At 34.8% G+C, this 17,141-nt stretch carries 14 protein-coding genes; 13 read left to right on the top strand and 1 reads right to left on the bottom strand.

Annotation, left to right across the window (positions count from 1 at the left end):
- The first annotated feature begins 62 nt into the window (after positions 1–62).
- The 12 genes from recQ to BA768_RS05015 all read left to right on the top strand — a co-directional run bounded on the left by recQ (position 63) and on the right by BA768_RS05015 (position 14,703).
- A complete protein-coding gene (gene recQ, locus BA768_RS05070) occupies positions 63–2,267 on the top strand; it encodes a DNA helicase RecQ (RefSeq protein ID WP_065719948.1) in 2,205 nt (734 codons plus the stop codon).
- Between the two features lie 18 nt (positions 2,268–2,285).
- A complete protein-coding gene (locus BA768_RS05065; RefSeq protein ID WP_065719947.1) occupies positions 2,286–2,534 on the top strand; it encodes a hypothetical protein in 249 nt (82 codons plus the stop codon).
- Positions 2,522–2,845, top strand: a complete 324-nt coding sequence (locus BA768_RS05060) for a hypothetical protein (protein ID WP_065719946.1) — start codon at positions 2,522–2,524, stop codon at positions 2,843–2,845. Before BA768_RS05065 ends, BA768_RS05060 begins: the two co-directional genes overlap by 13 nt.
- Before the next feature lie 33 nt (positions 2,846–2,878).
- A complete protein-coding gene (locus BA768_RS05055) occupies positions 2,879–3,964 on the top strand; it encodes a glycosyltransferase (RefSeq protein ID WP_065719945.1) in 1,086 nt (361 codons plus the stop codon).
- Positions 3,965–4,024: 60 nt separating this feature from the next.
- Entirely contained in the window at positions 4,025–4,375 is a 351-nt protein-coding gene (locus tag BA768_RS05050) for a hypothetical protein (protein WP_034675682.1), read from the top strand.
- 203 nt (positions 4,376–4,578) lie between these two features.
- Positions 4,579–5,982 carry a dihydrolipoyl dehydrogenase gene (gene lpdA / locus BA768_RS05045; RefSeq protein ID WP_034675685.1) on the top strand — a complete coding sequence of 468 codons (1,404 nt, stop codon included), beginning with the start codon at positions 4,579–4,581 and terminating at the stop codon, positions 5,980–5,982.
- A gap of 202 nt (positions 5,983–6,184) precedes the next feature.
- On the top strand, positions 6,185–7,057 hold the full coding sequence (locus BA768_RS05040; RefSeq protein WP_065719944.1) for a DUF4476 domain-containing protein: 873 nt from the start codon (positions 6,185–6,187) through the stop codon (positions 7,055–7,057).
- 288 nt (positions 7,058–7,345) lie between these two features.
- A complete protein-coding gene (locus BA768_RS05035; protein WP_065719943.1) occupies positions 7,346–8,170 on the top strand; it encodes a S1 RNA-binding domain-containing protein in 825 nt (274 codons plus the stop codon).
- A 149-nt stretch (positions 8,171–8,319) separates the two neighbouring features.
- Positions 8,320–8,913: a TetR/AcrR family transcriptional regulator gene (locus BA768_RS05030; protein WP_065719942.1), complete on the top strand. Its 594-nt coding sequence runs from the start codon at positions 8,320–8,322 to the stop codon at positions 8,911–8,913.
- A gap of 93 nt (positions 8,914–9,006) precedes the next feature.
- Positions 9,007–10,359 carry a TolC family protein gene (locus BA768_RS05025; protein WP_034675694.1) on the top strand — a complete coding sequence of 451 codons (1,353 nt, stop codon included), beginning with the start codon at positions 9,007–9,009 and terminating at the stop codon, positions 10,357–10,359.
- Positions 10,360–10,446: 87 nt separating this feature from the next.
- Positions 10,447–11,508: an efflux RND transporter periplasmic adaptor subunit gene (locus tag BA768_RS05020; protein WP_034675696.1), complete on the top strand. Its 1,062-nt coding sequence runs from the start codon at positions 10,447–10,449 to the stop codon at positions 11,506–11,508.
- Positions 11,509–11,514: 6 nt separating this feature from the next.
- Positions 11,515–14,703, top strand: a complete 3,189-nt coding sequence (locus BA768_RS05015; protein WP_065719941.1) for an efflux RND transporter permease subunit — start codon at positions 11,515–11,517, stop codon at positions 14,701–14,703.
- Positions 14,704–15,182: 479 nt separating this feature from the next.
- Here BA768_RS05015 and BA768_RS05005 read toward each other — a convergent pair whose 3' ends face one another.
- Positions 15,183–15,779: a hypothetical protein gene (locus BA768_RS05005; protein ID WP_034675700.1), complete on the bottom strand. Its 597-nt coding sequence runs from the start codon at positions 15,777–15,779 to the stop codon at positions 15,183–15,185.
- A 155-nt stretch (positions 15,780–15,934) separates the two neighbouring features.
- Here BA768_RS05005 and BA768_RS05000 point away from each other — a divergent pair, with 155 nt between their 5' ends.
- Positions 15,935–16,807, top strand: a complete 873-nt coding sequence (locus BA768_RS05000; RefSeq protein WP_065719939.1) for an AraC family transcriptional regulator — start codon at positions 15,935–15,937, stop codon at positions 16,805–16,807.
- Positions 16,808–17,141 lie beyond the last annotated feature (334 nt).

The following is a 17,141-nucleotide window of genomic DNA, read 5'->3' as shown; positions in this document are numbered from 1 at the left end:
TTTATTTTAGCTAAAAATTTTTTATCTTTGGATAAGATGCAAATTTAGCAATACAAAATTAGATGAGCGCAAAAAATGCCAATTTATCGAGCGAATTAAAAAAATACTTTGGGTTTTCTACTTTCAAAGGACAGCAGGAAGAGATCATCAAAAATCTCTTAGATGGAAAAGATATTTTCGTTCTAATGCCTACAGGGGGCGGTAAATCACTCTGTTACCAGCTTCCGGCTCTCATTTCTGAGGGTACTGCGATTGTCGTTTCCCCATTGATTGCGCTGATGAAAAATCAGGTAGATGCAGTCAACGGATTATCTTCAGAAAGCGGGGTTGCCCATGTTCTTAATTCATCTCTTAACAAAACCCAGACCAAACAGGTTTTTGATGATATAAAAAGTGGAAGAACCAAGCTATTGTATGTAGCTCCCGAATCATTAATTAAAGAAGACTATCTGGAATTTTTTAAAGATGTGAAAATCTCGTTCTTTGCTATTGATGAGGCGCACTGTATTTCAGAATGGGGACATGATTTCCGACCTGAATACAGAAATTTAAAACAGATTATCGATAAAATTGCAGATGTTCCTGTTATCGCTTTAACGGCGACTGCAACCCCGAAAGTACAGGATGATATTCAGAAAACTTTAGGAATGACTAATGCTTTGGTTTTCAAAGAAAGTTTTAACAGAGCCAATTTGTTCTACGAAGTAAGACCAAAAGTCAATATCGATAAGGAAATTGTAAAATTCATTAATAAAAACAAAGGAAAATCAGGTATTGTTTACTGTTTAAGCCGAAGAAAAGTGGAAGAATTTGCACAGCTTCTTCAGGTAAACGGAATCAATGCACTTCCTTATCACGCAGGTTTAGACCAGAAAATAAGAGTTGCCAACCAAGATAAATTCTTGATGGAAGAAGCTGATGTAATCGTTGCAACAATTGCTTTCGGAATGGGGATTGATAAGCCGGATGTACGTTTTGTAATCCACTATGACTTCCCAAAATCTCTGGAAAGTTATTACCAGGAAACTGGTCGTGCCGGTCGTGATGGCGGAGAAGGATATTGTCTTGCCTTCTATGATCCTAAAGATATTGAAAAATTGGAAAAGTTTTTGGCTCAAAAGCCTGTTTCCGAGAGAGAGATCGGTTTGCAGCTTTTGAATGAAGTCGTTGGTTATGCCGAAACTTCAATGAGCAGAAGACAGTATATTTTGTATTATTTTGGTGAAAGTTTCGATCCTGTGAATGGTGAGGGAGCTATAATGTGTGACAACTCATCAAATCCTCCAAAGCTGAAAGATTCTACAAATGATCTTATAAAAGCGCTTGAGCTCATCAACGATACGCAGGAGAAATTTAAGTCTAAAGATTTAATATCTGTGATCACAGGCAAAGAAACTGCGGTAACCAAATCCTATAAGTTGGAGCAAAACCCTTATTTCGGTTTCGGAAAATCTGAAAACGATAACTATTGGAAATCAATTTTAAGACAAGCAACAGTTCAGAATTTTTTACAAAAAGATATTGAAACGTATGGTGTTTTAAAAATCGCAGAAAAAGGGAGAAAAGTTTTAAGCGGAGATTTTAAAGAACCTTTCCTTATTGCTGAAGACCGTGAATTTGACCTCTCACAAACCAAAGCAGAGAGCGATCAGGTGCAAATGCAGTCGAGTGGAGGTTTAGACCAGAATTTATTTACACTGCTTAAAGAGCTTAGAAAAAAGGTCGCCAAAAAACACGGAATTCCACCTTATACGGTTTTCATGGATCCGAGTTTGGAAGATATGACTGTTCAATATCCGGTTTCCGTTGACGAAATTGCAAAAATATACGGAGTAGGAGAAGGTAAGGCTAAAAAATATGGTAAAGAATTCGCTGATTTTATTGCCCAATATGTTGAAGATAACAATATAGAGCGAACTCAGGATATGGTTTTGAAGCAGGTTGCCAATAAATCAAGCCATAAAGTTTTTATCATCCAGAGCACCGATAAAAAGATTGATCTGGAAGATATTGCAAAAGCCAAAAATCTTTCGATGGATGATCTTCTGAAAGAAATGGAACGAATCGTTTATCAGGGAACAAAGTTGAATATCGATTATTACATTGAAGATAATTTTGATGAAGATATTGTAGACGGTTTCATGGAATTCATGAACGAATCTGAAAGCGACAGCATGAAAGTTTTGTTGGATGAATTCGGTGATGAATTGTCTGATGAGGAGGTTAGAATGCTGAGAATTAAATTTATCAGCGACGTTGCCAACTAAATTTTAAATCAGCTCAAAATGGAAAACCCAATTCATGAAGCGAAAAAAGAGCTTATTCAGTGGATCAAAGAGATGAATGATCTTGAAGATCTTGCAGAATTACTTGAAATCAAGAATAAAAGAACTGCTGTTGATAAAGTCGCTGAACACCAGGCTGAGTATGCTGTAAAAGATGATTTTGATGAAAGATTTGCGAAAGGAATCCCACATGATGAAATGAGAAGAAGAACGAGAGAATTTATTAAAAATTTGCCTTGGAAGAAATAATTGTCTACAAGGATAGATTTGAAAATGAAATTGATAAGTTATTTGAAGTTTTATTTGTGAATGAATATTTTGGTTTTGAGAATTCTGCTTTGAATTATGTAGAGAAAATTTATGATTTCATTAAAAGTAATATTTCAAGACCTATCAATAGAAATTCACCATTGGCTTATCAGAAATTTGGCAAAAAGTTTATAAAATATAAAGCAAATAATAATACTTCTTGGTATATATTTTTTGATCAGAAAGGAAATAGATTTTTAGTAAACCACATCATAAATAACCACTCTCAAGATTTTCCTGAGTTGTTTTAAATGATTAAATTTATCATCAACTAATTTTTCAGGATGAATAAGAAAATTTCGGTCATATTTATTCTGCCGGATCTCGAAACCGGAGGTGCAGAAAGAATCATTACCACCATAGCAAATCATCTCTCAAGAGATCGTTTTGAGCCTAAGATTTTGCTTCTTCGCAAACAAGGCGGCTATCTTGATTTTCTTAAAAAAGATGTTGAGATTATCGATATCGATACCGAAAGAATAAGACATTCTCTGAAACCAATCCTCAAAGAAATTTACAAAAGGAAACCTGATATCGTTTTTTCAGGTTTTGGTGAAGTAAATGCTTATTTATCTTTATTTATCAAGCTTTTTCCGCGTACAAAATTTATTGCAAGAGAAACGAATGTGGTTTCTAAGCATGTGACGAGAAAAGAGATTAAGTTTTTCTACAGTTTTTACAATAATTATCAGCAGATCATTGCGCAAAGCGATGATATGAAGCAAGATCTTATTAGTAATTTTAATATTAAACAGGATAAAATTATTAAAATAAACAATCCCGTAGATTTTGATTTTATTGAAAACAAACTTAGGATTTCACAAAAACCTGAGTGTTTTAAACTTAATTATAAAAATGTAGTGGCGATAGGTAATTTATCCGCCAGAAAAGGTTTCGATAATCTGCTGAAAGTTTTCTCGAGGCTTAAAAACGAAAAAATTCTTCTGCATATTTTAGGTGATGGTAAAGACCGTGAAATTCTTTATCAGATGAAAGATTTTTTAGGTCTCAAAAATGTTTTTTTTCATGGCCGACACGAAAATCCTTATCAGTTTCTGAAATTTGCCGATCTTTTTATTCTTTCCTCAAGATATGAAGGTTTTCCCAATGTTTTGTTGGAAGCCGGAGCTTGCGGAACGTATTCCTTAGCGAATAATTGTCCGGGAGGAATTAATGAGATTATTCAGCACAATACCAACGGTGAGATTGCCGATATAGAAAATCATGAAGACTTTTCGCAGAAGATCATGACGCTTCTGCACAGAGATTATGATGCTGAATCTATAAAAAACTCTATCAAATCGCGATTTTCAAAAGAAATTATTTTAGATCGGTATGAGAAAATTTTATTGGATTTGATGAAGAAATAATCATCTTTAATTTTCTTAAATTTGAGCTCGTAAAAATTCAAAAAAATTATTTTTTCATTCATGAATAAAGTTCAAAAGCTGGGATGCATCTGCGAAAAACCTGAATTTCATCATACAGATTACAGAGAATCATTAATAGGTATTGATAAAACAAACGGAAGATATGCTGATGTAAGTCTTTTGCAATGTAAACTCTGCCAAAGAATCTGGATTAAATATCAAGTTGAATTTGAAAGTTTTTCAAAATCCGGAAGATGGTACAGAGGGATTATTTCAAAAAAAGAAGCGAATGCAATGGCTCCTGAAAATGCAGTAGAGTATCTGGAAAATATTGACTGGTACATTTACGGTGGTTCTTACTTTGAAAGTACAGGGAATTTTGGGCAAGGAAAATTAAATGTTGATTTATAATCTAAGCTTAAAACCAAGAGATCTATTGAAGATATTCTTATTAATTTTAAACTTAAAAATGTTTTCCATTAAGTAAACTTCCATCTTCAAGCTTCCATCTCCCTACTCTCAAAAACTTGATAAAACTCACTTGGGTGCGTGGTAATTAATCAGTAAATTTGTAAGGATTAATCAACTGAATAATAAATAAATTAAAATATAAAATGAGTCAATTTGATGTTACCGTAATCGGTTCCGGTCCTGGAGGTTATGTAGCGGCTATCCGCGCTGCACAATTAGGTTTCAAAACAGCAATTATTGAAAAATATTCTACGTTGGGCGGAACTTGTCTTAACGTTGGATGTATTCCTTCAAAAGCACTTTTAGACAGCTCTGAACATTTTGAAAATGCAAAACATAATTTCGAAAACCACGGAATTATCATCAACGAGCCAAAAGCAGATATCGCAAGAATGATTGCGAGAAAAAACGAAGTAGTAGAGCAAACTACAAAAGGAATCAACTTCCTGATGGACAAAAACAAAATCACTGTTTTTGAAGGTCTTGGAAGCTTTGAATCTGCTACTCAAATTAAAGTGACTAAAAACGACGGTTCTTCTGAAACGATCGAATCTAAATATACAATTATTGCAACAGGTTCTAAACCATCATCTTTACCTTTCATCACTTTAGATAAAGAAAGAGTGATTACTTCTACTGAAGCTTTGAATTTAAAAGAAATTCCTAAGCATTTAGTAGTAATCGGTGGTGGTGTAATCGGTCTTGAATTAGGTTCAGTTTATCTAAGACTAGGAGCTCAGGTTACTGTAGTTGAATTTATGGATAAAATCATCCCTACAATGGATGGAGCTTTAAGCAAGGAATTGACTAAAGTTCTTAAAAAACAAGGAATGAAGTTTATGCTTTCTACAGCGGTTTCAGCAGTGGAAAGAAACGGAGATTCTGTAAAAATTACAGCGAAAGATAAAAAAGGAGAAGAAGTTACGGTTGAGGGAGATTACTGTTTGGTTTCTGTTGGAAGAAGACCTTTCACAGACGGTCTTGCTCTTGAAAAAGCAGGTGTTGAATTAGACGAAAGAGGAAGAATCAAAACCAATGATCATTTACAGACAAACGTTGCAAATATTTATGCTATCGGAGATGTAATCAAAGGAGCGATGTTGGCTCACAAAGCTGAAGAAGAAGGAGTTTTTGTTGCTGAAACTTTGGCTGGGCAAAAACCTCACATCAATTATAACTTAATTCCTGGAGTTGTTTACACATGGCCTGAAGTTGCCGGAGTTGGTAAAACTGAAGAGCAACTGAAAGAGGAAGGTGTAGCTTACAAAATCGGAACTTTCCCAATGAGAGCTTTAGGAAGAAGCCGTGCAAGTGGAGATGTTGATGGTTTGGTGAAAATTATCGCTGATGAAAAAACGGATGAGGTTCTTGGTTTCCATATGATTGGAGCAAGAGCTGCAGATTTGGTTGCTGAAGGTGTAATGGCAATGGAATTCCGTGCAAGTGCAGAGGATATTGCAAGAAGTTCTCACGCTCACCCTACTTATGCAGAAGCTGTAAAAGAAGCTGCTTTGGATGCTACAGGGAAAAGAGCGCTTCACATGTAAGAAAAAATGAAAAGTTTAAAAGCTAATTTTTGGCAGATATATTTAAAAGAGAAGTTTCGGCTTCTCTTTTTTTGTTTGAATTTCGCTTGGATTCAATATTTTGAACAAGGTTAAAGCAATGAATTTTAAACTTTATTTTAATAGAAATTCTCGGTTTTTGGCATGAAAATAGAGCACGACTTCATTATAAAGTGAAATCATTATGAAAAGAATATTTACAGTTTGTGCGATCTTTTCCGGGCTATTATTTTTTGCGCAGGAAGCAGGAAAAGCAGGAGAACTTTTGAAAAACGAGGCTTCAAAAAGAGAAATGGAATCGTCTAAAATAGAAAGACTAAATTCACAAAATAACAATTCCGGAAATTCGGGATTTAGAAATCCGACGAATCAGAATAATCAAAACAAAAGACCTGCGAATCCAAATTATCAGTGGAATCAGAATTACGGTTATGCAGAAGTTTTTCTGAGAATTCCAGAACAAGGGCATTTCTCTGTTGAACTGGCAGATCAGATGATTGCTACTCATTCAGGTAGATACAGATTCTTTGACCTTCCATCGGGAAGAATTCCTATTTCAATTTATGATAACGGATTTTTAGTTTACAGAACAACTTTAAATGTGAGAAACAACAGCAGAATGGTTCTTGATTTTTTCACAAACGAAGGGCTGTATTTATTAGATTCTTATCCGATTCAAAACGATTATTATGGTTTTAATAACTGGAATGACGTTTGGAATGATCCTTATGCAAATTCAGGTAACAACGGTAATGTTAATTATCCGAATGTGATGGATCATCAGACTTTCCAGCAATTTATGTCTGCCATGAAAAAAGATGCATGGTTTGATGATAAGAAAATTGCATTCATCAATCAGCAAGGTCGTCATGCGATGTTTACTTCGGAACAGATTAGTATTTTGGTAAAAGATTTGAGTTTTGATAAAAATAAAATTGCTTTGGCCAAATCACTATTTTCAAAATGTGTCGACAAGCAAAAATATTTTATCGTTGGTGATGCATTAGATTTTGAAAGCAGCAGACGAGATTTGATGTATTATATATCTAAAAATTAAAAATTTTTATTAATTCCGTTTTTTTACTCATTGTTTTTAACCGCAAAAGAAACAAAAGACTTTATGGCAATTTATATTGTTCAAAAGCTGGCAAAAATAAATGAACATTTACATTTGTAGATTTTTTGTAATTTTTTTCAATCATATCTTTTGTTGCTTTTGTGGTAAAACTCTACACAATATTTTTTTATTAAAGATAAAACTCATTTACTCTAACACTCTCCGACTCAAAAACCCTGAAAACGCTCCAACTTATTTTCTTACCTTTGCATCCTAAATTTATCATTAATGCAACTCGGAAAAACTCAGACTTTAAAAATTTCAGAAAAAAATAATTCAGGATGGATCTTGACAGACGAAACGGGCGAAAAGGCTTTTTTGTCTAAAGTTTTCATTCAGGATGAAAAAGAAGAAGGCGATGAAGTTGAGGTTTTCGTTTATCAGGATGATAACAAACTGAAGGCTACAACAGAAATTCCGTTGGCTGAAGTAGGAGAATTTGCGGTAATGAATTGTGTACAAAGTCTTCCGAGCGGTGCTTTTATGGACTGGGGAATTATCAAAGATTTGTTTATCCCATACAAACAGCAGAAATCTAAAATCATTGAAGGTAAAAGATATCTTGTTTACCTTTATGTGGATGAAGCTCTGGAATTGATTACCGGAACAACGAAGTTCAAAAGAAATCCGCAATATCAGGATTTACCTTTCCAGAAAGGAGATAAAGTGGATTTGTTGATGATGAACGAAAGCGAATTAGGATGGAATGTCGTGATCAATAAAAAATACATCGGCTTGATTTATTCTTCAGATGTTTATAAAAAGTTGTACCCTTTATCTGAAGAAGAAGGTTATATCAAGGAGATTCGGGAGGATGGTAAAATTGATGTTTCTCTTCAACCTCAGGGTTTTGAAAATATTGATGAATTCAAGCAGAAAATTCTTAATAAATTAGAAGAAAATTTCGGCTTGCTGCATCTTTCAGACAAATCTTCTCCAGAAGAAATAAAAGATGAATTGCAGATGAGTAAAAAGAACTTCAAGAAAGCTTTAGGCGGTTTGTATAAAGATAAAATCGTCGATATTTTGGAAGATAAAATAAGACTGATTTAGAATTTACCTCTCAAATAAAATTTGAATCCCGAACAATTGTTCGGGATTTTTTTGTGATAAATATCATTCAAAAATCATTAATTATTTTGTTTAACAATTTTGTCAAAACAAATGTTTGATATATATTTGCACAAATTTGTTTAACAAAAATGTCAAATCAAGCAAAAAAAGACCAAACCCAGGAGTTAATTAAGGAAACCACAAAGAATCTATTCTTCGTGAAGGGGAAATTTGATGCTACTACGCAGGAAATTGCTGATGAGGCGGGTGTCAAAAGAACGCTGATCAACTATTATTTCAGATCAAGAGATAATCTTGTTCAGATTGTTTTTGAAGAAGCGCAGAAAGTAGAAAGAGAAAAATCTGAAGTGATTATGAATTCGGATCTTCCTTTCAAACAAAAAATTGCACAGTTTATTGAAGAAAGTCTTACAACCAGTCTTCAGTATCCATACCTGGAAACGTATATCGTTTCACAGATCAATAAAGGAAATTGTCAGAAAAAAGATATCGAAGATGATGAGCTTCAAAAGCTATATAAAGACATCGAGAAAGAAATGGAATTGGGAAACATCGAAACGATGAAACCCGTTCATTTTGTACTGAATATGATTGCCTTATTAGTTTTCCCGAGTGCTATCAGACCTTTATTTATGGAAAATTTGAATATCACGGACGAAGAGTTTGATAAACTCATTGCAGAGAGAAAAGATATCATTTTAAATATGCTTTTTAAGAAATAATTAATAAATCTTAAAGTAATTTAAAAATTGAATCGTCCTTTAAGAATAAAAGATTTAAACAAAGAAAACAAAAAATAAACGAAGTATAAAATTATGAACAGAAAACGTATAACTGCTAAAAAGCTCAAAATTGGTGTAGCTGCAGCATTTATGATGTTGGCCTCTTCATCAGCTTATGCACAACAGCAGATTTCTCTGCAGGAAGCCATTAAACAGGCGTTGCAAAATAAAGCTGAAGCTAAAAAAGCGGCTTTACAGATTAAAAAAGCGGAATACAAAATTGATGAAGCAAGATCAGGCGCATTACCACAGATCGGTGCAACTGCAGGAGTTACTTACAATCCGGTTATTCAGGAGTCATTACTTGAATTTGGCGGTGAAAGAATCAGAGCACAGTTGGGACAGGCTTGGCAATCGCAGGCTGTGGTAACTCTAAATCAGACTATTTTTGATCAAAGAGTTTTTACAGGCCTTAAAGCTGCAAAATCTACCAGAGAATTTTATGTTTTAAATGCTCAGTTGACCAACGAACAGATTATTGAAAATGTTGCAACGGCATACTATCAGGTTTTTGTACAGGAAGAAAATCTTAAAACTTTAAACGTAAGTTACACAAACACCGAAAAAGTAAGAAACGTTATTAAAAGCTTGGTAGATAATGGTTTGGCAAAAGGGATTGACCTGGATCGTACCAATGTTCAGTTAACAAATATCAGTTCAAGCAGACAGCAATTGGTGAATGCAGTGGAGCTTTCTAAGAATTCTTTGAAATTCTATATGGGAATTCCGATTGATACTGAAATTGAATTAGAAGAAAAAACAATCGAACCTCAGCCTCAGCTTTTGGCTGAAACCGTAAATCTTGAAGGCCGTTCTGAGCTTAAAGTTTTACAGAAAAACAGAGAGCTTTTAGTATTCAACAAAAAAGCAACTGAGGCATATCTTTATCCGACGGTAGCTTTGCAGGCAAACTACGGTTGGGCTGGAATGGGTAAAAAATTCCCGCTTACCAATGGCTTGAATAATGGAGTTCTCTGGAGTGACTATTCAGCAATCGGTTTGAATATAAACATTCCGATTTTTACCGGAGGTTCTACAAAATCTAAAATTGCTCAGGCGGAAATTGATATTCAGGATTTAGATCAGGATATTCAGAATACACAGCTTCAGCTTAGCCTTGAATATAAAAATGCGGTGACCAATATTGAAAATTCATTAATCAATATTGAAAGCATGAAAAACAACGTAACACTTGCAGAAAAAGTACAGAAAGATACACAATCTAATTATCAGTACGGCTTGGCAACACTTACAGAAGTTTTGGATTCTGAAAATGCATTAACAGATGCAAAACAGAATTATACCACTGCATTATTAGATTATAAACAGGCTGAAATTAAATTAATAAAAGCTAAAGGAGAACTCAATACTTTACAAAACCCATAAGAACATGAAATCGTTATGAATTGTAGCACAAAAACTTACGATAATGTGGCGATTGCATATGACCTTTAAAATAATAAATAACTCCATATGAAAAAAACTTTAATATATATCATCGTAGCGGCTGTACTTGTTGGTTTGGCAGCATGGAAAATTGCCGATAACAAAAAGAAGCAGGAAACCGAAGTAAAAGAAGTAGCAAAACAGGTTGACAAAATCAACGTAAACGTGATTACGGTTTCAAGAGAAAATATAGACACCGATTATACTGCAAACGGAACTTTTATTCCGAAGCAGGAATCTAATCAGTCTTCTGAGATTTCAGGACGTATTGTAAGCGTTTTGGTGAAAGAAGGTTCAAAAGTTGGCGCAGGTCAGGTTTTGGCAACCATCAAAAAAGATGCGATCGAAGTTGATGTTACGCAGGCTCAGAATAATTTGCAAAACGCAATTATTGATAATCAGCGTTATGAAAATGCCTTTAAAACAGGAGGTGTTACAAAACAGCAATTAGATAATTCAAGATTACAGCTAAAAAATGCTCAGGCTGCGGTAAGAGCTCAAGGTGTTAAAGTAAATGATACAAGCATCAGAGCAGGAATCAGCGGAATTATCAACAAAAAAATGGTAGAGCCGGGAATGGTGGTTTCTCCGGGAACAGCACTTTTCGAAATTGTTAATATCAATAGCTTAAAACTTTCTGTTTTAGTGGATGAAAGCCAGATCGGAAGAATCCAGCTAGGTCAGGAAGTATCAATTAATGTAAATGTTTTGCCGGATGATTCTTTCAGCGGAAGAATTACATTTATTGCTCCTAAAAGTGATGCTTCTTTGAATTTCCCTGTCGAAATCGAAGTTCAGAACAGAGGAAACCTAAAAGCAGGGATGTATGCAACAGCTACATTTAAAACCAATCACGGTGCAGAAACTCAGAATATGTTAACCGTTCCAGCAGAAGCATTCGTGAATGGAGTTAGCTCAGGTCAGTTATTTGTTGTAAGCAATGGAACTGCTAAAATGATTAAAGTTCAGACCGGAAAAGTTTACGGAGATAAAGTACAGATCCTAAGCGGATTAAATGGAGGTGAACAAGTCATTACAAGCGGACAGATCAATCTTGATAACGGTTCAAAAATCAATATCGTAAAGTAATAGAAGATGAAGTTAGCAGAAATATCCATTAAAAGACCGTCCCTTGTCATCGTATTGTTTACGATTCTGACTTTGGGAGGTTTATTAAGCTACTCCATGATGGGGTACGAGCTGATTCCGAAGTTTGAAACCAATATGGTAACCATTTCTACGGTGTATCCTGGAGCTTCACCTGCTGAGGTGGAAACTTCGGTAACCAGAAAAATTGAGGATGCCGTTGGTTCTTTGGAAAATGTAAAAAAAGTAGAATCTTCATCTTACGAAAGTTTATCGGTGATTATGGTTCAGCTGAATACAGGAGCTGATGTAAACTACGCTTTGAATGACGCTCAAAGAAAGGTAAACGCTATTTTGGCTGACCTTCCGGAAGATGCAGACCCACCTTCGTTACAGAAATTCTCATTGGATGATTTACCGATCATGACGTTGAGTATTTCGAGTGATAAATTGAACAATAAAGAGCTTTATGACCTTTTAGATAAGAAAATCGAGCCGATTTTTTCCCGTGTAAATGGTGTTGCACAAGTTGATTTAGTTGGTGGACAGGAAAGAGAAATTCAGGTCAATTTAGATGAGAAGAAAATGCAGGGTTACGGCATCGCAATAGCAGATGTACAGCAGGCTATTCTTTCATCCAACTTAGATTTCCCGACGGGAGCTTTGAAGACAAGAACGTCAAGATCGACGATCAGACTTTCCGGAAAGTATAGAAATGTTCAGGAGATGAATAATCTTGTGGTTTCCAATAAAGATGGAGCTCAGGTTAGACTTTCAGACATTGCCACGGTTTTCGATACTCAGAAAGATGTTGAGAAAATTGCAAGATACAATCAGTTACCAACTATTTTGCTTCAGGTAAAAAAGCAGTCTGACGCAAACGCAGTATCGGTTTCTGAATTGGTTCAAAAAACCATTGCTCAGGTTCAAGATAATTATAAAACGCAAGGTGTTAAAATCAATATTGTTGATGATACAACAGACTTTACATTAGAAGCGGCAGACCACGTAATCTTTGATTTATTCTTGGCGATTATCTTGGTAGCAGTAGTAATGTTATTATTCCTTCACAATATCAGAAACGCATTTATCGTAATGGTTTCTATCCCGATGTCTTTGATTGCAACGGTAATCGGAATGTATTTGATGGGATATACCTTAAACTTAATGAGTTTATTAGGACTTTCACTGGTTGTAGGTATCTTGGTGGATGATGCGATTGTAGTTTTGGAGAACGTGTACCGTCACATGGAAATGGGTAAAAGCAGAATCCGTGCAGCATACGACGGAGCTTCGGAGATTGGATTTACCGTAACGGCAATTACCTTGGTAATCGTTGTGGTATTCTTACCGATTGCGATGAGTTCAGGTTTGGTTTCTGATATCTTGGCACAGTTCTGTGTAACGGTAGTTATTGCAACGATGTTATCGTTACTGGCTTCATTTACGATCATTCCTTGGCTGTCTTCGAGATATGGTAAATTGGTACACCTTTCAGGTAAAAATCCTTTCGAGAAATTCATTCTTTGGTTTGAAAAACAATTGGAAAAATTCACACACTGGATTACAGGAATTTTAGAATGGGCTTTAAAAACAACTTTAAGAAGAATCATGACGGTGGTTGTCACTTTTATTATTTTGATTTCTTCATTCATGTTAGTGGCATTCGGATTTATCGGAGGTGAATTCTTCCCTAAAATGGATAGAGGACAGTTCCTTGTTCAGATGGAATTACCGAAAGACGCTTCTGTAGAAAAAACCAATCAGGTAACTCTTGCAGTTGAAAAATATTTGAGAGACGATAAAGATGTAGTCGATATGATTACTACGGTTGGTCAGCAGTCATCAGGTTTTGGTGGGGCTCAGGCTACACTGTATCAATCTGAAATTCAGGTAATCTTGGTTGATAAATCTGAACGTAACGAAAGTACAGATATTAAATCAGCGAAAATCAAAAGAGCTTTAGAAGAAAAATTCACCGGAGTTGAGTTTAAAACAGCGCCAATTGGATTAATGGGAGCGGATAACGCACCAATCGAAATGGTAGTAACGGCACAGGATAACGAAACGGCAAACAAAGAAGCGAATAGAATTCTTGAATTGCTTAAAAAAGTTCCGGGATCTGTAGATGCTGAATTATCAACCGACTCTGGAAATCCGGAAGTTCAGGTGAATATCGACAGAGATAAAATGGCTTCTTTAGGCTTAAATCTTTCTAGTGTAGGACAAACGATGCAAACGGCATTCAGTGGAAATACAGACGGAAAATTCAGAGCTGGGGAGTATGAATATGATATCAATATCCGTTTCGGAGATGCGAACAGACAGTCGATTGATGATGTAAGAAATTTGATGTTTACGAATCCTCAGGGAGAACAAATTAGATTGAGTCAGTTTGCTGACGTTAAAATGGGTTCAGGACCAAGTTTATTGGAGCGTAGAGATAAAGCACCTTCTGTAAAGGTAAAATCTAAAGTGGTAGGACGTCCTGTAGGAGATGTTGCTAACGAATGGGCCTCTCAGTTTATGGATAACGAGAAAACAAAACCTGCAGGTGTAAGCTACATTTGGAGTGGTGATATGGAAAACCAGACCGAAGGTTTCGGTACTTTAGGAATTGCATTATTAGCGGCTATTGTATTGGTTTACCTGGTAATGGTTTCATTGTATGACTCATTTGTTTATCCGTTTGTGGTACTGTTCTCAATTCCTTTGGCATTGATTGGGGTAATGGTTATTCTTGCCATCACCGGAAATTCATTAAACATCTTTACGATGTTGGGAATGATCATGTTGATTGGTTTGGTAGCGAAAAACGCGATTATGATTGTCGATTTCGCCAATATGAGAAAAGCAGCCGGTGCAAATACGCACGACGCTTTGATTCAGGCAAACCACGCACGTCTTCGTCCGATCCTGATGACAACGATTGCGATGATCTTCGGTATGATTCCGATTGCGATTGCAAAAGGAGCAGGAGCCGAGATGAACAACGGATTGGCTTGGGTAATCATCGGTGGTTTAACTTCATCATTATTCCTTACCTTGATTATCGTACCGGTAGTATATTCATTATTCGATTCAATTTTGAGAAGAATGGGTAAACATGAAAAACTGGATTATGAAGCTGAAATGAAAGCCGATTATGATCACAGAGAGCTAAGTGAAGACGGATTTACTCCGAAACACGTGGACTAATATAACAACCTTTAATTAACCTAAAAACCGCATCAGAAATGATGCGGTTTTTTATGTCATTGCCATCAGTGAAGCGAAGAAGCAATCTCAAAAGTAATCAAAATTTCAAATGAATTTAAGTATACTTGGTAAATCGCTGAGGTGCAAATTTTTTATCATTTATAAAGTATTTAAAGCGCAAGAAAATCAAATATTTTTAAAAATATAATGTAATAAAATCTTTGCGACTTTTCGCTTAACTAAAGACAATAAAAAAAGCTTCCAAATTAATCTGAAAACTTTAAAACATAATTCGCATAAAGTCCCAACGGGACGACTTTCTAAAGGATAGGATGCAAATCCTATAAATCCAGCAACCAACAACCACCAACCAACATCCATCATTCAAAAAAAAAGTCAGATTTCTCTGAAAATTCCAGCAAAAATCCGACTTTAGAAACAAACTATATAAAAATATCTTTTTTCAGACTGAGACAAAATTATCTCAAACTGATAACTTTATTAAAAACCTTTCCGTTTTCCTCTACGCTGATAATATATTGATCCGCAGTTTTTTTACTTAAATCAAAATTAAGGCTAAGATTTCCGTTGTCTGATGATTTTGTTTCGTTGTAATAAACCGTATTTTCAAAATCAGAAACCGAAATTTTTGCACTACCTTTTAGTCCTGATAAAAGCAATTTTACTTTATTACCGTCAACCACAAATTCCGGTTTAATAACTTCCGAAACTGGTGTTTTTTCAATCATCACTTTTTTATCAGAATCTACTTTGATTTTATATTTTTCAATTTTCTGCTGAGATTCAAGAATCAAATAATATACTCCGGAATCCAGATCTTTAAAGTTGTACGATTTATTTACAGAATGGGCATCATCAAAGGTCTCGGAAAACAATTCTCCGTAAAAATCACTGTAAACAACCACCGATACATTTTTTGCATTCGACAGTTCGAAGTTTACCGTTTCTGCTTCAGTTTTTCCAAATGAAAGAGAAAAGTCTTTTTCTTTACTCATTGCAGTGGCTGAAATAGATAAGAAGCCTATCAATAATACTGATTGAAATACCTTTTTCATAATATTAAATTTTTCATTTGTTAATACTGCAAATTTAGACTAAGCCATAATCCGGTTCTACTATACAATTTTCATATTTATGTGCTATTTTAACCTTTAAGTTAAATTAATAAATATTATTTGTTAATTTTGTATATGAAATAGCAGTTGCAAAAATGAAACACTCTAATCCCGCATTCGAAGCTGTAAAACCTAATCTGGGAAGCAGTTTCACAAGTTTAAAGTTTTTGAAAAATGAAAACATCAAGTCGCATGTTTGGCATTATCATCCTGAGATTGAGCTGATTTTTGTCTGCGGAGGTTCCGGAAAAAGACAGATCGGAAGTAATATTTCCTATTTTTCTGACGGAGATCTGGTTTTGATGGGAACCAATCTTCCACATTGCGGAATGACCAATGAAAATACCAATAATGATTATGAAATGGTGATTCAGTTTAAACCAGATTTTTTGGGCGAACAGATCTGGACTTTACCAGAAATGCAGAAAATTGCCGTTTTACTCGAAAAAGCGAAAGCCGGAATCGTGTTTTCTGAAAAAATAAAAAAAGAAGTAGGAGAGAAGATTCTGGAAATGCATCATTCCGATTCCCTTTCCAGACTGATGAAATTTTTAGGCATTCTGGATGAACTTGCCTCTACCTACGAATACAGAATTCTGAATGCCGGAAAATATTATCTGCAAACGCAGGTGGAAGATAATGAAAGAATTAATCATATTTTTAATTATGTAAAAGACCATTTTAAAGAACAGATTACTTTGGATGAAATGGCAGATTTATCGAGTATGAAAGTGCCATCATTTTGCCGTTATTTTAAAAAAATTACCAATAAAACCTTTACTCAGTTTGTGAACGAATACCGGATTACCCATTCTCTGAAGCTCCTTGCCGAACAGCCATTAAGCATCACTGAAGTTTGTTTCGAGTCAGGGTTTAATAATTTCAGTTATTTTAATAAAACATTTAAAGAATTTACAGGGAAAAGCCCGTCTCAATACCGAAAAGAATTTAATTATTTAATTGAATAGTCGAATTATAGCGCAATTTGAATTAGGATAAAAGTGTAAGTTTTAACGCAACGTACGCAAAGCTTTTTTTAGATACTATCCGTTTTTAAGTTCGCAAAGGCGTTTCACTCAGCAAAGGCTTTGCTATCATTTGCTGAACATAAACTGAAAGTTTACGAACATTGTTCTTCCTTTGCGAACGGAAAAATATATTCGAAAAAATAAAAACGTTTGCGAGCATAGCGTTTAATTAAATATTATTTAATGTCATCATGTTTTTTTAACAAAATTTAAAATAAACTAACTATTTATAACAGAGACAGAATCAACCTTTAAAATTTTAAACTCTATATTT

This window comes from Chryseobacterium sp. CBo1 (genome assembly GCF_001693475.1).
Classification (GTDB): Bacteria; Bacteroidota; Bacteroidia; order Flavobacteriales; family Weeksellaceae; genus Chryseobacterium; species Chryseobacterium formosense.
Note: the sequence above shows the minus strand (reverse complement) of the source record. Positions and strands in the feature narration are given on the sequence as shown.